This window comes from Methylorubrum podarium, from assembly GCF_040270385.1.
Taxonomy (GTDB): Bacteria; Pseudomonadota; Alphaproteobacteria; order Rhizobiales; family Beijerinckiaceae; genus Methylobacterium; species Methylobacterium podarium.
The window spans coordinates 12,224-29,079 of record NZ_JBELQE010000122.1; the positions used below are offsets into that span (position 1 = coordinate 12,224).

The 16,856-nt window shown below is 70.0% G+C and carries 15 protein-coding genes; 11 read left to right on the top strand and 4 right to left on the bottom strand.

The features are described from left to right. The first annotated feature begins 11 nt into the window (after positions 1–11). Together ABS772_RS23230 and ABS772_RS23235 are read left to right on the top strand one after the other, a co-directional pair. On the top strand, positions 12–1,655 hold the full coding sequence (locus ABS772_RS23230) for an ATP-binding cassette domain-containing protein (protein ID WP_350397054.1): 1,644 nt from the start codon (positions 12–14) through the stop codon (positions 1,653–1,655). After that, positions 1,655–3,280, top strand: coding sequence for an ATP-binding cassette domain-containing protein (locus ABS772_RS23235; RefSeq protein ID WP_350397055.1), 1,626 nt, complete (start codon positions 1,655–1,657; stop codon positions 3,278–3,280). The genes ABS772_RS23230 and ABS772_RS23235 overlap by 1 nt, the downstream gene beginning before the upstream one ends. Before the next feature lie 78 nt (positions 3,281–3,358). On the opposite strand, the gene ABS772_RS23240 is transcribed toward ABS772_RS23235, so the two are convergent. After that, positions 3,359–3,697 carry a hypothetical protein gene (locus tag ABS772_RS23240; RefSeq protein ID WP_350397056.1) on the bottom strand — a complete coding sequence of 113 codons (339 nt, stop codon included), beginning with the start codon at positions 3,695–3,697 and terminating at the stop codon, positions 3,359–3,361. 353 nt (positions 3,698–4,050) lie between these two features. Beyond that, the gene (locus ABS772_RS23245; protein WP_350397058.1) at positions 4,051–4,329 is read right to left on the bottom strand and encodes a hypothetical protein; all 279 of its coding nucleotides are present in this window, start codon (positions 4,327–4,329) and stop codon (positions 4,051–4,053) included. Between the two features lie 476 nt (positions 4,330–4,805). Between ABS772_RS23245 and ABS772_RS23250 the strand changes: the two genes are divergently transcribed. Continuing rightward, complete coding sequence (locus ABS772_RS23250) at positions 4,806–5,558, top strand: Crp/Fnr family transcriptional regulator (RefSeq protein WP_238255248.1); 753 nt, start codon at positions 4,806–4,808, stop codon at positions 5,556–5,558. Between the two features lie 6 nt (positions 5,559–5,564). Here the strand turns inward: ABS772_RS23250 and ABS772_RS23255 are convergent, their stop codons facing one another. Both ABS772_RS23255 and ABS772_RS23260 read right to left on the bottom strand, forming a co-directional pair. Continuing rightward, positions 5,565–5,891, bottom strand: coding sequence for a c-type cytochrome (locus tag ABS772_RS23255; protein ID WP_350397059.1), 327 nt, complete (start codon positions 5,889–5,891; stop codon positions 5,565–5,567). Next, positions 5,891–6,703 (bottom strand): universal stress protein, encoded by an 813-nt coding sequence (locus ABS772_RS23260; RefSeq protein ID WP_350397061.1) that lies wholly within the window; start codon positions 6,701–6,703, stop codon positions 5,891–5,893. Before ABS772_RS23260 ends, ABS772_RS23255 begins: the two co-directional genes overlap by 1 nt. 965 nt (positions 6,704–7,668) lie before the next feature. Between ABS772_RS23260 and ABS772_RS23265 the strand changes: the two genes are divergently transcribed. From ABS772_RS23265 to ABS772_RS23300, 8 genes are all read left to right on the top strand, one after another. Next, on the top strand, positions 7,669–9,012 hold the full coding sequence (locus ABS772_RS23265; protein ID WP_238255245.1) for an exopolysaccharide biosynthesis polyprenyl glycosylphosphotransferase: 1,344 nt from the start codon (positions 7,669–7,671) through the stop codon (positions 9,010–9,012). 13 nt (positions 9,013–9,025) lie between these two features. Further along, positions 9,026–9,883, top strand: coding sequence for a WecB/TagA/CpsF family glycosyltransferase (locus tag ABS772_RS23270; RefSeq protein WP_238255244.1), 858 nt, complete (start codon positions 9,026–9,028; stop codon positions 9,881–9,883). A 168-nt stretch (positions 9,884–10,051) separates the two neighbouring features. Further along, positions 10,052–12,199: a polysaccharide biosynthesis tyrosine autokinase gene (locus tag ABS772_RS23275; protein ID WP_350397062.1), complete on the top strand. Its 2,148-nt coding sequence runs from the start codon at positions 10,052–10,054 to the stop codon at positions 12,197–12,199. A gap of 19 nt (positions 12,200–12,218) precedes the next feature. Next, positions 12,219–13,235, top strand: a complete 1,017-nt coding sequence (locus ABS772_RS23280; protein ID WP_350397064.1) for a glycosyltransferase family 2 protein — start codon at positions 12,219–12,221, stop codon at positions 13,233–13,235. Next, positions 13,225–14,199 carry a glycosyltransferase gene (locus tag ABS772_RS23285; protein ID WP_238255241.1) on the top strand — a complete coding sequence of 325 codons (975 nt, stop codon included), beginning with the start codon at positions 13,225–13,227 and terminating at the stop codon, positions 14,197–14,199. The genes ABS772_RS23280 and ABS772_RS23285 overlap by 11 nt, the downstream gene beginning before the upstream one ends. Positions 14,200–14,332: 133 nt before the next feature. Continuing rightward, positions 14,333–15,529 (top strand): hypothetical protein, encoded by a 1,197-nt coding sequence (locus tag ABS772_RS23290; protein ID WP_350397065.1) that lies wholly within the window; start codon positions 14,333–14,335, stop codon positions 15,527–15,529. A 40-nt stretch (positions 15,530–15,569) separates the two neighbouring features. Then, positions 15,570–16,580 (top strand): NAD-dependent epimerase, encoded by a 1,011-nt coding sequence (locus tag ABS772_RS23295; protein ID WP_350397066.1) that lies wholly within the window; start codon positions 15,570–15,572, stop codon positions 16,578–16,580. Between the two features lie 110 nt (positions 16,581–16,690). Continuing rightward, a partial coding sequence (locus ABS772_RS23300) for a 2-dehydropantoate 2-reductase N-terminal domain-containing protein (protein ID WP_350397067.1) occupies positions 16,691–16,856 on the top strand: 166 nt, incomplete at its 3' end.

Sequence of the window (16,856 nt, forward strand, 5' to 3'; positions counted from 1 at the left end):
CACAAGGCGGCATGACCCGACGATCCCTCCGCGCCCGCGCCCGACCCGCCTCTTCCGAACCCGCGGCGCTCGTCCTCGCCCGCAGGACGGCGCGGGCCGGCGTGTCACGCGTCCACGGGCTCCAGGCCCTGCGCTGCGCCGTCACCCTCGGGCTCGCCGTGGCGCTGGCGCGGCTCGCCGGCGCGCTGATCGAGACCGGCGGCCTCGACGAGCTCGCGCTCGGCCTCGCCGGGGCCTGCCTCCTCGCCGGGGCCGGCCTCGGATACGCGATCGAGACGCGGGGGGCCGCCCTGGAGGCCGAGGTCGCCGCCGCGCTCCTCGATGCCGCCGAGGCGCGGCTCGCCGCCATGCCGGCGCGGGCCGCCGCCGACCTGCCGCGGGGCGCGGTGATCGCAGGCTTGCAGCGGCACCCGGCGGCGCTCGCCCGGCTCGTCGTCGGCCATGCCGCGGCGCGGCGGATGATGGGGCTCGGGCCGGTGCTGACGGCGGGCGCGGTCGCCCTCGTCTCGTGGCAGGCGGCTCTGGCGCTGCTCCTCGCGACGCCGGTGATGATCGTGTTCTTCGCCCTCGTCGGCGGCATGATCCGCGACCGGGCCGCGGCGCAGGAGGCGGCGCTCGGGCGGCTCGCCACCCAGTTCGCCGACCGGGTGCGGACCCTGCCGACGATCCTCTCCGCCCACGGCCTGCCCCGCGAGACGGACAAGCTCGACCGGCGGCTCCGGGCCTATGCCGACGGCACCATGGGCGTGCTGGCGGTCGCCTTCCTCAACGCGGGCGTGCTCGACTTCTTCGCTTCGCTGGCCATCGCGATCCTGGCGGTGTTCCTCGGGCTCGGCCATCTCGGGCTTGCCGAGGTGCCGGGTTTCGCGCATCTGGCGCTGTGGCAGAGCCTGCTGATCCTGCTGCTCGCGCCCGAATATTTCCTGCCGTTCCGCCGCTACGCCGAGCTCTACCACGCCAAGGCGGAGGGGGAGGCCGCGGCCGCTTCGCTCGCCTGGGTCTTCGCAGAGGACGCCGAGACGGCGCGGGAAGCCGGTCCGGTCCTCGCGGTGCCGGGCGCCCGCGGCCTCGTCCTGCCCCATGCCGGGCCCGTCGCCGATTTCGATCTGCCGGAGACCGGCCTCGTCGCCCTGACCGGGCCGAGCGGGGCTGGCAAATCGACCCTGCTGCGGGTGCTCGCCGGCGTCGAGGCGCCGCTCGCCGGGGCCGTGCGCCTTCCTGGGCCGGGCCTGCGGGCGACCTGGGTCTCCCTCGATACGCCGATCCCGGCCGGCACGCTCGCTGCCGCGATCGCCGACGGCACGCCCGCGACGCCGGAAGCGGTGGCCGCCGCCGCCGCATCCCTCGGCCTCGGCGACGACCCGCACTGGCCCGGCGGCCTCGACGCCCCCGTGCGGGCGGGGGCCGAAAACCTCTCCGGCGGCCAGCGGGTCCGGGTCGGCGTGGCGCGCCTGCTGCTGCGGCCGGGCACCGGCTTCTGCGACGAGCCGACCGCCAAGCTCGATCCCGCGAACGCCGCGCGGGTGCGCCACGCCCTCGCCCGCGCCGCCCGCACCCGCCTCGTCGTCGTGGCGACCCACGATCCTGCACTGGCGGCGATGGCCGACCGGCGCATCGCCCTCTGGGCCCCCCTTTCCGAGAGGCAGGCCGCGTGATGCGCACCCGCTCCGAGACGACGCGCACCGGCTCCGGCCGCGCCGACACGACCCGAGCCTGGACCCTCGCCTTCGCCCTCGCGGCGCTGGCGCTCGCGGCGAACCTCGCGCTCGCCGGCACCGCCGTGACCTTCCTGGCGGCGGTGGCCCTGGCCGGCGCCGGGCCGGCGGCCTTCGCCTTCAACTTCCACCACCCCGCCGCCCTGGTGCGCCTGTTCGCGCTGCTGCGCACCGGCGCGCGCTACGGCGAGCGCATGGCCGGCCACCGCGCCGCGCTGAGCGATCAGGTCCGCCGCCGCGCCGGCCTGTTCGCGGCGCTCGCGCGGGCGCCGGAGAGCCGCGGCGCCGGCTGGCAGCTCGGACGCCCGGAGCGGCTCGCCGACTTCATCGACGACGTGGCCGATCTCGACTACGCCCGGCTGCGCGTCGGCTTTCCCCTCGCCATCACCGGTGCGGCGGTCGCAGGCCTCGTGCTCGCCACCGCCTTCGTCGCGCCGCTGGCGCTCCCCGCCGTCGCCGCGCTCGCCCTGGCCGGCGCCCTCGCCGCCCGGCATGCGCTGCGACGGCTCGCGGCAACCGAGGCGTGGGTGCGCCGGGCCCGCCGCGCCGCCGCCGCCGATCTCGGGACGGCGCTGGCGGGGGCCGTGCCGCTCGACGCCGAGGGGCGGCGCGCCACCGCGCTGCGGATCGCCCTCGATCCGCTCCGCGATGCCGAGCGCGAGACCGCCGCCGGACGGCGGGCGCTCGCCCGGTTCGAGGCCGTGCTGGCACTCGCCGGCCCCGTCCTCGCGCTGGCGGTGCCGCTCGCGGCCTGGAGCGCGGGTGCCCGCGGCACCGGGCTCCTGCCCGCCGTCTTCCTGGCCTTCGCGTGGCTCGCACTCGCGGAGCCGGTCCTCGCCCTGCCGCGGGCGCTGCTCGGTTCCGTGCGGGCCCGCCTCGCCCGCCCATCCCTCGCCGTGGGGGAGGGTGCCGCCGCGGAGCCAAGCCCCCGGGCCGGTCCGGCCCCCGGCGCCCTGACCCTGCACGGCCTGCGCCTGCGGGCGCCGGACGGGCGCGACCTCGGTCCGGCGCCGGACCTCGCGGTCGTGCCCGGCACGCCGCTCGCCCTCGTCGGCCCCAGCGGCTGCGGCAAGACCACCCTGCTGAAGGCGCTCGCCGGCTGGAGCGCGGAGCGGCCCGGAGAGGCGATCCGCCTCGGCGGCACCCGCCGCCCGGCGGCGGAGCGGCGGGCGCTGACGCATCTGAGCCTGCACGATGCCGCGATCCTGTCCGACACCGTGCGCGAGAACCTGTTCGCGCGGAACGCCGCCGATTCGGAGCTGTGGGCGGCGCTGGAGGCGGTCGAACTCGATGCCCGCATCCGCGCCGCCGGCGGCCTCGATGCCTGGATCGCCGAGGGCAGCCTCTCCCTCGGGGAGGCGCAACGCCTCAACCTCGCCCGTGCGTGGCTGAGCCCCGCCCCCGTCATCCTGCTCGACGAGCCCGCGGAGCATCTCGGCGACGATCAGGCCGCGCGCATTCTCCGGCGCCTGCTCGCGCACTGGCACGGCCGCGTGGTCGTGCTGACGAGCCACCGCCCGGATCTCCGGCTTCCCGCGGGCCGGGTCTCGCTCGGGTCGGATTGAGGGCGTCGATCCGGGCGCGGCGACCGGCCTCGTCGAGGGCGATCGAAAGTCCGCGCCGTCCGCCCGGCGCGCGCCGGATCAGGAATCCGGGTTGTTCGCTTCACCGGGCTGGCGGCTGTTCTTGCTGCCCCAGCTCTTGCCGTCCCATGCGAATCGGTGCCGATCCGCCAGGGCGGCGTCCTGATCGGCCTTCCGGTCGTTGACGGCATCGAGAAGCAGGCTCGACGCCACGAAGCAGGCGCTGACGACGATCAAGTAGAGCAGCGCATAGAAGGCGGCAAATAGAACGCTCTCACCCGCCGCGACTTTTGCCGAGACGGCGACGACGAAGAACACGGAGTTGATGATCGCGATCAGGCGCCAGCTCGGATAGAACGCGAGCGCGAAGCCCATCGCGACGGAGATCACCAGAAGCACGAACCCGCTCATCAACCCTCTCCACCCGCGCGAGGTTTCGTGCCTCCCAGCGTTCGCATCGATGCGATATTCACGGCAAGAAATCGCGCAATCGATCGAGTTTTTCGCTGCAATGCAGCAAAACTTTCTGATTTAGCCTCTCTCTACGACGAGGCCGCAGGTTAATCCGAGAATTTATCAAGCATATGGCGCGCCCTGTCCAGCCGGTTATGGGACACGTCCTGCGCCGCATTGTCCGCTCTCGCGGGCCGGCCGATCGGGTGACATCGGGCCGGCGTCTCCGGCTCCTTCGGCGCGCCCGTCGACGATTCGGGTGTCGCTTCGCCGAGGATGCGCGCCCGATGCTCCGGCCGTTACGCCAGCCGCTGCTGAACCGGGAGGCCGAGATCCGGCTGCGCCGTGACGGCCCTGAGCCGTGCCACGTTCAGATCCGCGAGACGGTCGAGATCGAGGCGCAGCGCGGCCGATTGGATGAAGGCCTGCGCCAGATCGGCCGGCAGTTTAATGCGGGTGACGCCGTCGCTGCAGCGCCGCCGCGGCCAACCCCGCATCCGAATGAGGCCGCGCGCCTCGTCGGCCGAGCAGGCACAGAGCTGCCCAACCTCGGAATAGCTTGCCCAGATATCAGCCATCGTATGCTCCGGTCTTTCGTGAAGCCTATCGCGAAAGCTGAAATATCCCCTTAACGCTCTGCCGAGCGGCTCTGTACTGTCCGGAGGCTGTCGGGTTCGCGGTGAACCGCCGGGAACCGGCGTCGGCGACGCCCGCCGCCGGCCGCTCCGGGCGGGACCGGCCTTCGAATCGGGGGGGCGGATCGGAGGCGTCCTTGATCGGCCCCAAGATCGACCGTGCCGCTGCTTCAGAGTTTTCGTCGCCGAATACGGAGGAAACCGTTCAGGTCATCGATCGCGATCAAGTTCGGTGGAAACAATAGAATCGGAATCCCGGATGAAGAAGAGGCTGTCCGAACGGAGGACTAGGCCTCAACCACCGCAACGCCTTGGCCTGATCGTGCTTCACCATCGGCGCGATCCGGTTTCGACTTCCCAAGCGGCGCAGGCACAGGCTATTGAGTCGAAGGGAGCGGGCCGCGGACGGGAGGTTTCCGATGCAGAGCTCTGTCGAGAGCGCCGGTGTCGAGCCGATGTCGGACGGGCACGCCTGCGCGCACGACCGCTCGGAGGGCGGCTGCGCCGCGTGCAAGGTCCGCCTCGTCAGCGTCTGCGCCGCCCTGACGCGCGAGGAACTCGCCGATCTGGAGGCGCTGAGCCAGCCCGTCCATCTCGACCCGCGCCGGGCCCTGTTCCAGCAGGACGACCGCGCCGGCGCCGTCTACAACGTCACCGAGGGGGCCTTGCGCCTGTCGCGGCTCCTGCCGGACGGGCGCCGGCAGGTGATGGGCTTCGCCCTGGTCGGCGACTTCCTCGGACTGGCTCTCCCCGAGCGCTTCACCGTCACCGCCGAAGCGCTGGTGCCGACGGCGCTCTGCCGGTTCGAGCGGCGCGGCTTCGCCGCCCTCGTCGCGCGGACGCCGCACCTTCTCCAGCGCCTCTACGAGCGGGCCGGCCATGAACTGACGCTGGCACAGGATCACATGATGCTGCTCGGCCGCCGCACCGCCGAGGAGAAGGTGGCGAGCTTCCTGCTCGGCCTGCGCGCGCGCTACGGCCGCATCGGGCACGAGTCCGTCACCGTCGAACTGCCGATGGGCCGGCAGGACATCGCCGACCATCTCGGCCTCACCATCGAGACCGTGAGCCGGATGCTGACCCGGCTCGACCGGGAGAAGGCGATCCTGATCGTGCCCGGCGGGGTGCGCCTGCTGGACATTCCCCGGCTCGAACAGCTCGCGGCGAACTGAGGCGCCTCACCGTTCGAGGCTCCGGAGATAGGCGATCAGGGCCTGGGCCTCGTCGGGATCGAGCCGGAATTCCGGCATCGCCGGGTGACCTGTGGTGATGCCCTCGGCCAGCGCCTCGGCCAGGTCCGTGACGGGATAGCGGCGGTGCAGGTCGCGGAAGGGCGGCGCCTCCGCCAGGGGGCTCGCGCCGACGCGCCCGATCGCGTGGCAGCGGGCGCAGTTCGTCCGCGCGATGGTCTCGCCGCGCCGGGCGCGGGCATCGAGGGCCGCGGCCGCGACCGGCAGGAGGGTCAGCAGCAGGGCGGTGACCCGGAGGAGGCTCGCAACGCGCATCAGTGGCACATCAGGCAGGGGAGGGGGCTGCGGTGCAGCATCTCGCGGGTGACGCCGCCGAACAGCCACTCGCGCAGGCGCGTGCGACCGTAGGCGCCCATCACGATCAGGTCGGCCTCCTGTTTCAGGGCGAAGCGCAGGAGCTCGTCGCCGTCGCTCACGGCGGTGCGCAGCAGGTGCGTCGTCACCGACGCGCCGTGACGGGCGAGGTGGCCGGCGACCTCCTCCGCGCCCTCGTTGCGGGCGCCCTCGCCGGTGCTGACGACGAAGACCTGATCCGCCTCCCGGATGAAGGGGAGCGCGGCCGAGACCGCCCGGCGCGCTTCCGGGCCGTCCTTCCAGGCCACGACGATCCGGGTACCGCGGAGGCGCCCGGTGCGCGGGGGTACCACGAGGACCGGGCGGGCGGCCTCCATCAGCACGGGGCCGGGCGATACGCCGAGGGTGCCGGGCGGGGCGTCGTCGGGACCGCGGCGTCCCACCACGAGAAGGTCGGCCGCCCGCGCCCGCGCGACGAGATCGGTGGTCGGGCTGGCCAGAGCCGCGTGCCAGTCGCGGCGCAGCGGGGCGTCGGCGGCGGCGTCGAACACGGCCCGCGCCTGTTCGAGCAGGGTGCGCGCCGTCTCCTCGTAGCGCGGCTCCTCGTCGTCGATCTCGCCGATGTCGCGCACGTAGTCCGGCCCCGGCACTTGGCAGGCGGCCGCCCCGGTGAGGGTCGCCTCGAAGCGCCGGGCGAGGCCGGCCGCGAGCCGGACGCGGTCGGGGGCGGTCCCGTCGAGATCGACCGAGACCAGGATGTTCGCGTACGCCATTCTCGCCTCCCGGGGCCTCCCCCTCCGCTCGACGGCACCATCCTCGGTGCCGCCCGGAACGGGTGCCTTGATCCAGCGCAAGGCGGCGGAAGGGCGCGCAGCGGTCCCGCTCGGGCGTCGCCGGCACGGGTGTCGCGCGATCAGAACGCGACCATCCGGGTCTTCGCCCGCTTCCCTGCCGTGACGGAGCGGGCCGTCACAGTCGACGGCGGAGCGGCGGCAGTCGTTCGGTGCGCGGGTGCGGCGCGAAGTCCGACATGACGGCGTCGATTCGAGTGCATCGCCGGCCGCCGAGGTGCTTTGCTGTATATCGATCAATCGAAAGTTGATCGGGACGCCGCGATTTCGAATCTGCGCGCGCGCGATGTCGGGATCAGCGATTCGGTTGCGGTCGTTTCGTTAAAAAATTGCTTCACCCACGCAACCGGCATGGCCGTGAGCGTTTAACGTTTGATGCATTCGGCAATCACTGGTTGATCAGGGCATCACGCAGGGCAACTCCTGCGAGACATAAAGCATTCGATGTGCCGGCAAAGCGTACTTTCGAGTGAAAATCGGGCTGAGATTGCATAAAATTTGGCCGAGGGTGGGGTTTACAATCAACCCCGAATGGTTAGAAAAAAGTTAAACGCCAGCATGACCCGATAAAAAAATCCAACACGTGAAATCGTGGATTAAAACCAGAATATTACTGTCTAAGATCCTTCATGCATTAATATTCCTATGGGTCGATTTCGCTGCGATCAAAAAAGACAACTAAAAACCTCAAAAACAATTCATGGGTAGGAAACGACCATTCGAGTCGGGCATTCCGTTCGCCAGTGTCGAGGGGAGTAACTTTTGGCATGTCTAAAATCACCCTCAACTTGCCAAGACTCGCGTTAGAAAAGCCTGATTCGACAGTATCCGCGAAGAACATCCAGCCGGTCGAGAAGATCCTTCTGGCATATGGTGCGTACGAGGCGGTGGCTAGCCTGGCCATCGGCGCCTCCGTCAACTTCGCCTACGCCTACATCATGCTCGGCTGGGCGCAGAACGGGGGCGAGCTGCTGGCCGCGGCCTGGATCGCGTCGGCGACCATCGTCGTCTGGAGCGTCGCCCGCGGTCACTACCAGCAGATCGCGACCCGCTCGACGGCGGCCGTGACGTGGTCCGGCCTCACCGCCTGCCTGCGGGCCTTCGCCGTCCTGATCACGGTGATCTTCGTCGCCAAGCTGTCGGACGACGTCTCCCGCGGCGCCCTCATCTGCCAGTTCCTGGCGGTGACCGCCCTGACGATGCTCTCCCGCACCGTCTTCTGCCTGCGTCTGCGCCGCTGGATCGCCGAGGGGCGGGTCATCACCGGCCGGATGCTGATCGTCGGCGACAGCGCTCGGGTCGTGTCGATGATCACCGAGCACAAGTTCTGCGACAAGCTGCGCGCCGACGGCAAGAAGATCGTCAGGATCCTGGCGTGGAACTTCGTCGATGACCGGGAGTCCGAGAAGCATCTGATCGACGACGTTCTCGGGGCCTGCCGCGAGAACAGCATCGATACCGTCGTGGTGGTGCCGACCGCCCGGCAGAGCGACCTCACCGAGCGGGTCACGGCGGCCCTGTCGGAGACGCCGGCGACGGTGCACCTCCTTCCGTTCACCGTCCTCGGCGGTCCGGCGCCGGGCTCGGCCCAGATCGGCGGCCAGGCATCGATCGCCGTCGCGAACGCGCCGTTGAACGCCCTCGGCAAGGTCATGAAGCGCGTGGTCGATGTCGCCATCGCCTCGGCGATGCTGCTCGCCCTGCTTCCGCTGATGCTGTCGGTCGCGGCGGCGATCAAGCTCGACTCCCGCGGGCCGGTCTTCTTCCGGCAGAACCGGCACGGCTACGGCAACCGGCATATCCGCGTGTTCAAGTTCCGCTCCATGCGGGTGATGGAGGACGGCGCCGCGTTCCGTCAGGCCACGCGCAACGATGCCCGGATCACCCGGGTCGGGCGCTTCATCCGGCGGACCAACCTCGACGAGCTGCCCCAGCTCCTGAACGTGCTGATCGGCGACATGTCGCTCGTCGGGCCGCGGCCCCACCCGATCGCCCTGAACGACACGTTCGCCGCCCGCATCCGGCTGTTCCACCGCCGCCACAACATCATGCCCGGCATCACGGGATGGGCGCAGGTCAACGGCTTCCGCGGCGAGACCGACACGGACGACAAGATGCGCAAGAGGGTCGAGCACGACCTCTGGTACATCGACAACTGGTCGATCGGCCTGGATCTGCGCATCCTGATCCTGACCCTGTTCTCCTCCGTCGCCTACCGAAACGCCGGCTGATCGGGAGAGCATCATGTCTCAGACGACGCTCGACCGGGCGGCCAGCAAGCCGCCCGAACTCCGGATGCTGGGCTATCGCTTCCATCCGCTGCGCAAGGCCGAGTTGCTCGACTTCCTGTTCGCCGATCGCACGTCCGGCCAACAGGTCGTGCTGGCGGGTGCGAACCTGCACGGCCTCTACATGTACGAACGCGTGCCCGAGTACCGGGCCCTGCTGTCGCGGCCCGAGGTCAAGGTCATCGTTGACGGCATGCCGGTGATCTGGCTGCTGCGCCTGTTCGGCAAGCCCGTGGTGCCGCAGCAGCGCACCACCTGGGCGGACTGGTTCGAGGATGCCCTGGAGCGCGCCGGCCGCGAGGGCCGCCGGGTCTTCGTCCTCGGCCACACCCAGGCCGTCCTCGACACCGGCCTGGAGGAGGCGAGGCGGCGCTGGCCGGACCTCGCGATCGAGGGTCGGAACGGCTTCTTCGATCTCGACGACCCCGAAGCCTGCCGCGCGGTGCTCGACGACATCCGGACGAGCCGGCCGGATCTTCTCGTGGTCGGGATGAGCATGCCGCGGCAGGAGATCTTCGTCGAACGCTACCTCGCCGAGATCGACGTGCCCGTCGTCGGCCTGGGCGGCGCCGCCTTCGCCTACTTCGCCGGCGATCAGGTCACGCCGCCGCGCTGGCTCGGCTGGCTCGGGTTCGAGTGGGCCTACCGCCTGTTCAAGGACCCCCGTCGCCTGGCGGCGCGCTACCTCGTGGAGCCGTTCGGCCTCGCCTGGGTGCTCGGCGGGCGCCTGCTCCGCGAGCGGCGGCGGAAGGGCGGACGGCGGCCCCCGGTCGAGGCCGTCAGCCGGACGGGCGGTTCCTACCGCTCCGACTAGCGCGCTTTCCGACGACGTGGCGGCCGGTTCGGCGAGGAAAGCGCGGCAAGGCAAGGATCTGAAGACGCCGGTCTGATCGGCGAGCATCGTGTCAGACGGACAGCGTGCAGGGGGCGTAGCGTGAAAATCGATCACCGGGACTTCTCGAATTCGTGGGCGATCGATCCGATGTCGTCGCCGACGGAGATCCTGCTGCAGGCCAAGGCGGCGGTGATGCGCCACCGCGTGCTGATCGCGGGCACCACCGCGGTCTTCCTCGCCCTCGCCGTCGTCTACCTCCTGCTGACGCCGAAGCAGTATCTCGCCACCGCGGAGATGGTCATCGATCCGCGCAAATCGACGGAATACCAGCAGCAGGGGAGCGGCGGGCTGGTGACGCCGGTCGACAGCGCCGTCGTCGAGAGCCAGGGCGAGATCCTGAAGTCCGAGAACGTCGCGAAGGCGGTGATCAAGACGTTCGATCTCGTGAACGATCCGGCCTTCAACGAGCCGAGCGGCCCGATCGGTCTCATCAAGAGCGCGCTCCAGCTGGTCCTGCCCGCCTCGGCGCCGACGGATTACGAGCGCGAGCGCCGGACGATCGAGGCGTTCCAGGACCGCCTCTACGTCAAGCGCGTCGGCGTCACCTACGTGTTCGAGATCAGCTTCCTCTCGCCCGATCCGGAGCAGGCGGCCAAGATCGCCAACGCCGTGGCGGAAGCCTACGTCTCCGACGACCTTGAAGCGAAGTACAGCGCGCGCCGCCGCGCCGCCGCCTGGATGCAGGACCGCATCAAGGAACTCGGCAAGCAGGCGACCGAGGCGGAGCAGGCCGTCGTCGCCTTCAAGAGCAAGCACAACATCGTCAACACCGGCGGCCGCCTGCTGGACGAGCAGCAGATCGCCGAGATCACCTCGCAGCTCTCGCTGGCGCGGGCGGCGACCAACGAGGCGAAGGCCAAGCTCGACCGGATCGGGCAGGTGACCTCTGGGAGCAAGCTCGACCTCTCGGTCGCGGACGCGCTCCACAACGAGGTCATCGTCAAGCTGCGCGACACCTATCTCGACATGACCAAGCGCGAGGCGGATCTCACCTCGCGCCTGGGCCGCGACCACGAGGCGCCGCGCCGCCTGCGCGCCGACATGCAGAACGTGCGCGCCTCGATCTTCGACGAGCTGAAGCGGATCGGCGAGGGCTACCGCAGCGACTACCAGATCGCGCAGGCCCGCGCGGAAGGGCTGACCAACGACCTCGCCCGCACCGTCGAGCGCAGCAACGAGACCAACAGCGCGCAGGTCCACGCGCGGGAGCTGGAGAGCAACGCCCAGAGCCTGCGGGCGGTCTACGACAGCTTCCTCCAGCGCTACGCCGAGTCGGTCCAGCAGCAATCCTTCCCCCTGACCGAGACGCGGGTCGTGACCAGCGCGTCGCCGCCCCTGAAGAAGAGCCAGCCGAAATCCCTGCTGACGCTGCTGGGCGCCCTGATCGCGGGCTCCTGCCTCGGCTTCGGCATCGGCTGGATGCGCGACATCACGGACAGCAGCCTGCGCACCGGCGCACAGGCCGAGGAGGCGGCGGACGTCCTGCACCTCGCCAGCATCCCCAAGGTCGCCGGCCGTCCCAACCCGCAGGAGATGCTGGCGGAGGTCGTCAACCGGCCCCTGTCGGGCTTCGCCGAATCGATCCGCGAGCTGCGCATGATCGTGGAGGCACGGCGCACCGAGCAGAACCTGAAGACGATCGGCTTCACCTCGGCGGTTCCGGGCGAGGGAAAATCGACCATCGCCGCCAACCTCGCCCGGCTGATGGCGCGGGCCCGCGGCCGCGTCCTCCTCATCGACGGCGACCTGCGCAACCCGTCCCTGTCGCGCGCCCTGGTGCCGGGCGCGACCCGCGGGCTCCTCGAAGTCCTGCTCGGCGAGGTCGATCCCGACGAGGTCACCCAGACCGACGCCGCGACGGGGCTGCGCATCATGCCGGCGCCCAACGGGCGCGACCGGTCCGACATCAGCGACCTGCTCTCCTCCATGACCATGGCCGGGCTGATGGAGAGCCTGAAGTCGCGCTACGACGTGATCGTCATCGACCTGCCGCCCGTCCTCTCCGTCATCGACGCGAAGGCCGCCGCCGGCCTGTTCGACGGCTGCATCTTCGTGGCGCAGTGGGGGGCGACGCCCTCCGAGGCGGTCACGGAGGCCGTGCAGGGGGCCGGCCGTCTGCGCGAGCGCCTGATCGGCATCGTGCTCAACATGGTCGATGTCCGCTCCATGGGCCGGCACCGGGGCCAGGGCTACGGCCAGTATCGGCGGGCCCACGCCCTGCAGCGTGTCGCGTAACCGGAGGGCGGACCCGGCCATGGACGCGTCCTCGATCGATCGGGCACCGAGCCCCGCCCCCGGCGGCCTCGCCGGCCCGGCCCCGCAATCGGTCGCCCCCGCGGCCGCCCCCGCGGTGGTCGTCGCGGTGCCGACCTATCGCCGCCGCGCGGGTCTGACCCGGCTCCTCGAGCGTCTGGCGGGCATCCGCCACCCGATCGCGATCATCGTCGCCGACAACGACACCCGGGAGGACGGCGCCGCGGACGGGCTCGCCGTCGTCGCCGGGCTGCAGCGGACCGGCTACCCGCACCCGATCGAGGCGATCGCCGTGACGGAGCGCGGCATCGCCCAGGTGCGCAACGCCCTGGTCGCCCGCGCGATCGCAAGGCCGGAGACCCGCTTCATCGCCATGATCGACGACGACGAGTGGCCCGAGCCGAACTGGATCGAGGCCCTCCTCGCGGTCCAGGCCCGGTGCGGGGCCCACGTCGTCGGCGGGCCGGTGCGGCGCGCCTTCGAAGTCCCCGTGGCGGCTTACCTGGCGGACGCCAACAACTACGCTCCGGGCACGCGCCGGAGCGGCCCCACGGACCTCGTCGACGCGACGAGCAACGTCCTGCTCGATGCCGAGCTCTTCCGCGGGATGGCGCCGCCCTGGTTCGACCCGTCCTTCGCCCTGACCGGCGGCGAGGACAAGGACCTGATGATCGGGCTGAAGCTCGACGGCAAGCGCTTCGCCTGGGCCGACGAGGCCTGCGTGAACGAGGAGATGCCGGCGAGCCGGTGCAGCCAGACCTGGGCGATCCAGCGCGCCTTCAGCACCGGCAATTCCGACATGCTGGTCAACATCAAGCGCCGCCCGCCCGGCTTCACCGTCCTGCGCGAGAGCGTCAAGATCGTCGGGGCCCTGGCCGTCGCGCTCCTGAACCTCGCGCTGTTCTGGAATCAGGCCCGCCTGTTCGAGGGCCAGCGGCTCGCCGCCCGCGTCGGCGGCAAGATCGCGGCGCTGCTCGGCCATCGCCACCTCGAATACAAGACGATCCATGGCCGCTAGCATGCCGCGCGCGCCGTCCCATCCCGGTCCGGACCGTTCCGGTCCGACCTCCGCCGTCAGCGTGATCATCGCCGTGCGGAACGGCCTGCCCTTCGTCACCGAGGCCGTCGCGAGCGCCCTCGCCCAGGTCGGGCCGGACGGCGCGGCCGTGCTCGACGCGGTGATCGTCGTCGATGACGGATCGACCGATGGCACCCTGGACGAACTCGCGCGCATCGAGGATCCGCGCCTGACGCTGATGCGCAATCCCGGCCGCGGCGTCTCGGCGGCGCGCAATGCCGGCATCGCCGCGAGCCGCTCGCCCTGGCTGCTCTTCCTCGACGCGGACGATCGCCTGGTCCCGGACGCGCTGTCCGCCCTCCTCGCCGAGGCCCGGCCCGGACTCGTCGCCGTCTACGGCGACTACGAGCGCATCGACCGCGACGGGCACGCCTTCGGCCGCCGCCGCTTCCTGCATCGCCATCGCGCCAAGCCGAGCGGCGACGTCCTGACCGCGCTGCTCGCCGGCAACTTCCTGATCAATGGCGGCGTCGTGATCTGCGCCCGCGACGCCTGCCAGCGCGCGAACGGGTTCGATCCGGCGCTGGCGCTCTGCGAGGACTGGCACTTCTGGTGCCGCCTCGCGGCCCTGGGGCCGTTCGCGCATGTGCGTCGGCGCGTCATGGATTACCGCGTCCATCAGACGAGCGTCATGATGCACAAGCAGCGTCGTTTCTCGGATTTCGAGCCGGCCTTCGAGACGATCTTCGCCGATCCTCTCATCACCGGCCGTATTCCCGGAGCAGCGCTCCAGGATCTTCGCCGGCGCGGCCAGGTCAGCCTGCTGACCTACTGCGCACAACAGGCCGTCAGGAGCCGCGCAATGGATGAGGCATGCACGCTGACGCTGGCGGCCATCGGCCGTCGTCCGGGCCGGGCCCCCTGGGTCATGGCCCGCGTCGCCGGCGCGATGGCCGGATTGTAGCGCTCCGATGATCCCGCAGCCCCGCCCCCTTGCCCGCACGCACCCGGACGCCGTGATCGAGTCGCGGCCCGCTTCCGGAAGAGGACGCCGCAACGCCGCGATGGTCGAACACAGGGACGCGAACCGCTTGCCGATGTCCAAGATCGTTCAGGTCGCATCCGTCAGCCTGGACGAAGGCGCCCCGCTCCTGCGCGAGCCGTCGCGTCCGGCCGCCTACCGCGACGAGACCTTCGAGGCACGGTTCGACCGGCACACGCTCGTCTACGACGCGATCCGTTCGCCGGAGACGGGGCAGGTCCGCATCGTCGCGCCCGCGCTCCTCAACCTTCTCCCCGAGATCCAGAGCGGACACTTCCGTCAGGCCGGCGCCGAGGACGACATCCCCTTCTCGGTGCGCTCGCTCGACCGTCAGACGCAGATCCTTCTCGAAGGCCCGGCGAACAGCCGGCATCTGACGCTCGATTGCAGCCTGGGCCGCTTCCCGATCAAGCCCAACGACGAGCAGTTCGACCTGTTTCGCGATCAGCGCGTCGTCTTCACGCTCTCGAAGAACAACCGCCTCGAATGGATCGCGGATTGGGTCCGCTTCTACAGGGACGTGCACGGCGCCACCGCGGTCCTGATCTTCGACAACGCATCGACCGCCTACACCGCGCAGCAGCTCCTGGAGACGATCGCGGCGATCGAGGGGATCAAGGTGGCCGTGGTCGTCGAGTGGCCGTTCCGGCACGGCCCGCCCGGGATCGGAAGCTATCAGTACTGGGATTCCAACTTCTCCCAGCTCGGCGCCTTCGAGGTCGCGCGGTGGCGCTTCCTCGGAAAGGCCCGCAGCGTGCTGAACTGCGACATCGACGAACTCGTGGTCTCGCGAAGCGGCGCCTCGATCTTCGCGGCGGTCGAGCGCAGCCTGACGGGTGTCGTCTCGTTCTTCGGCGACTGGGTCGTCGGCCTCGACGACATCACGCCGACCCCGGACGGCACCGCGCCCATACGCTTCCGCGACTTCACGCATGTCGTGACGCCGAAGCGCGGCTTTCGGCACGGCATCATCCCCTACTCGCCGACGCGGTGCCGGCCGAAATGGGCACTGGTGCCGTCGCGCTGCCCGGCGGGCGCCCAGTGGCACATCCACACCATCGCGAAGTGGTTGCCGGCCCGCGTCGTCGGGCGCCGGTTCCAGTTCCGGCACTTCCGCGAGATCAACTTCAACTGGAAGTACGATCGGCTCGGCCGTGAACGCTTCGATCCCGAGCGCTTCCACGTCGATCCGCTCATGCAGGCCGCGTTTGCCCGGGTGAAATGGGCAGACCGAGGCGGCGAGCGGAGCTGAATCCGGTGGCGAGCCCTGAGAACGGCGGATGGGATCGACAATGAAGCCAATCTTGGTCACGGGAGCCGCGGGCTTCATCGGGTATCACGTCGCGAGGCGCTATCTCGATGAGGGCCTCGAGGTCGTGGGATTGGACAATCTCAACGACTACTACGATCCGGCGCTGAAGCAGGCCCGTCTCGACAGGCTCGCCGACTACGGCAACTTCACCTTCGTGAAGGCGGATCTCGCCGACCGCGAAGCAACGTCGCGGCTGTTTGAGACCCGAAGATTCCCGCTCGTCGTGCACCTCGCCGCGCAGGCCGGCGTCCGGTACTCGCTGCAGAACCCCCACGCCTACACGCGCAGCAATGTCGACGGCTTCCTGAACATCCTGGAGGGCTGCCGGCACGCCGGTTGCGAGCACCTGCTCTACGCATCGTCCAGTTCGGTCTACGGTGCGCTCGCGAAGATCCCGTTCACGGTGCACGACAACGTCGACCATCCCGTCAGCCTCTACGCGGCGACGAAGAAATCGAACGAGCTGTTCGCTCACACCTACAGTCATGTCTACGGACTGCGCACCACCGGCCTGCGCTTCTTCACCGTCTACGGCCCATGGTATCGGCCGGACATGGCTTTGTTCTTGTTCACGCGCGCCATCCTCGCCGGCGAGCCGATCAAGGTCTTCAACAACGGCGAGATGCAGCGCGATTTCACCTATATCGACGACATCGTCGAGGGCGTGAAGCGGATCGGTGCGCATCTGCCGCAGCCGAACCCGCTCTGGGATCCCCGGCAGCCGGATCCCGGGACGAGCCGCGCCCCGTACCGGCTGTACAACATCGGCAACAATCAGCCGGTGCAACTGATGCGCCTCATCGAAGTGCTGGAAGATTGTCTCGGCAAGAAGGCGGTCAAGGAGATGCTGCCGATGCAGCCCGGCGACGTTCCAATGACCTATGCCGATGTCGATGACCTTGCACAGGCCGTCGATTTCCGGCCGCACACGCCGATCGAGGAAGGCGTGGAAAAGTTCGTGCGCTGGTACCGGGATTTCTACCGAGTTTGAACGCAGGTCATATTTAAAATTTCGGATTTTGTTAAAGGATACTGTAAGGTCGTGGCCGAAATTGTTCGGTCTGGTCTGATGAAGATGCCGCGGAAGGTTCGGAGGTCTCGATGAAGATTGCGATGATTGGCTCGGGCTATGTCGGCCTGGTGTCGGGTGCCTGCCTTGCCGATTTCGGACACGAGGTCGTCTGCATCGACAAGGATCCCGAAAAGATCGCCGCCCTCAACGAGGGCCGCATGCCGATCTACGAGCCCGGCCTCGATACGCTGGTGG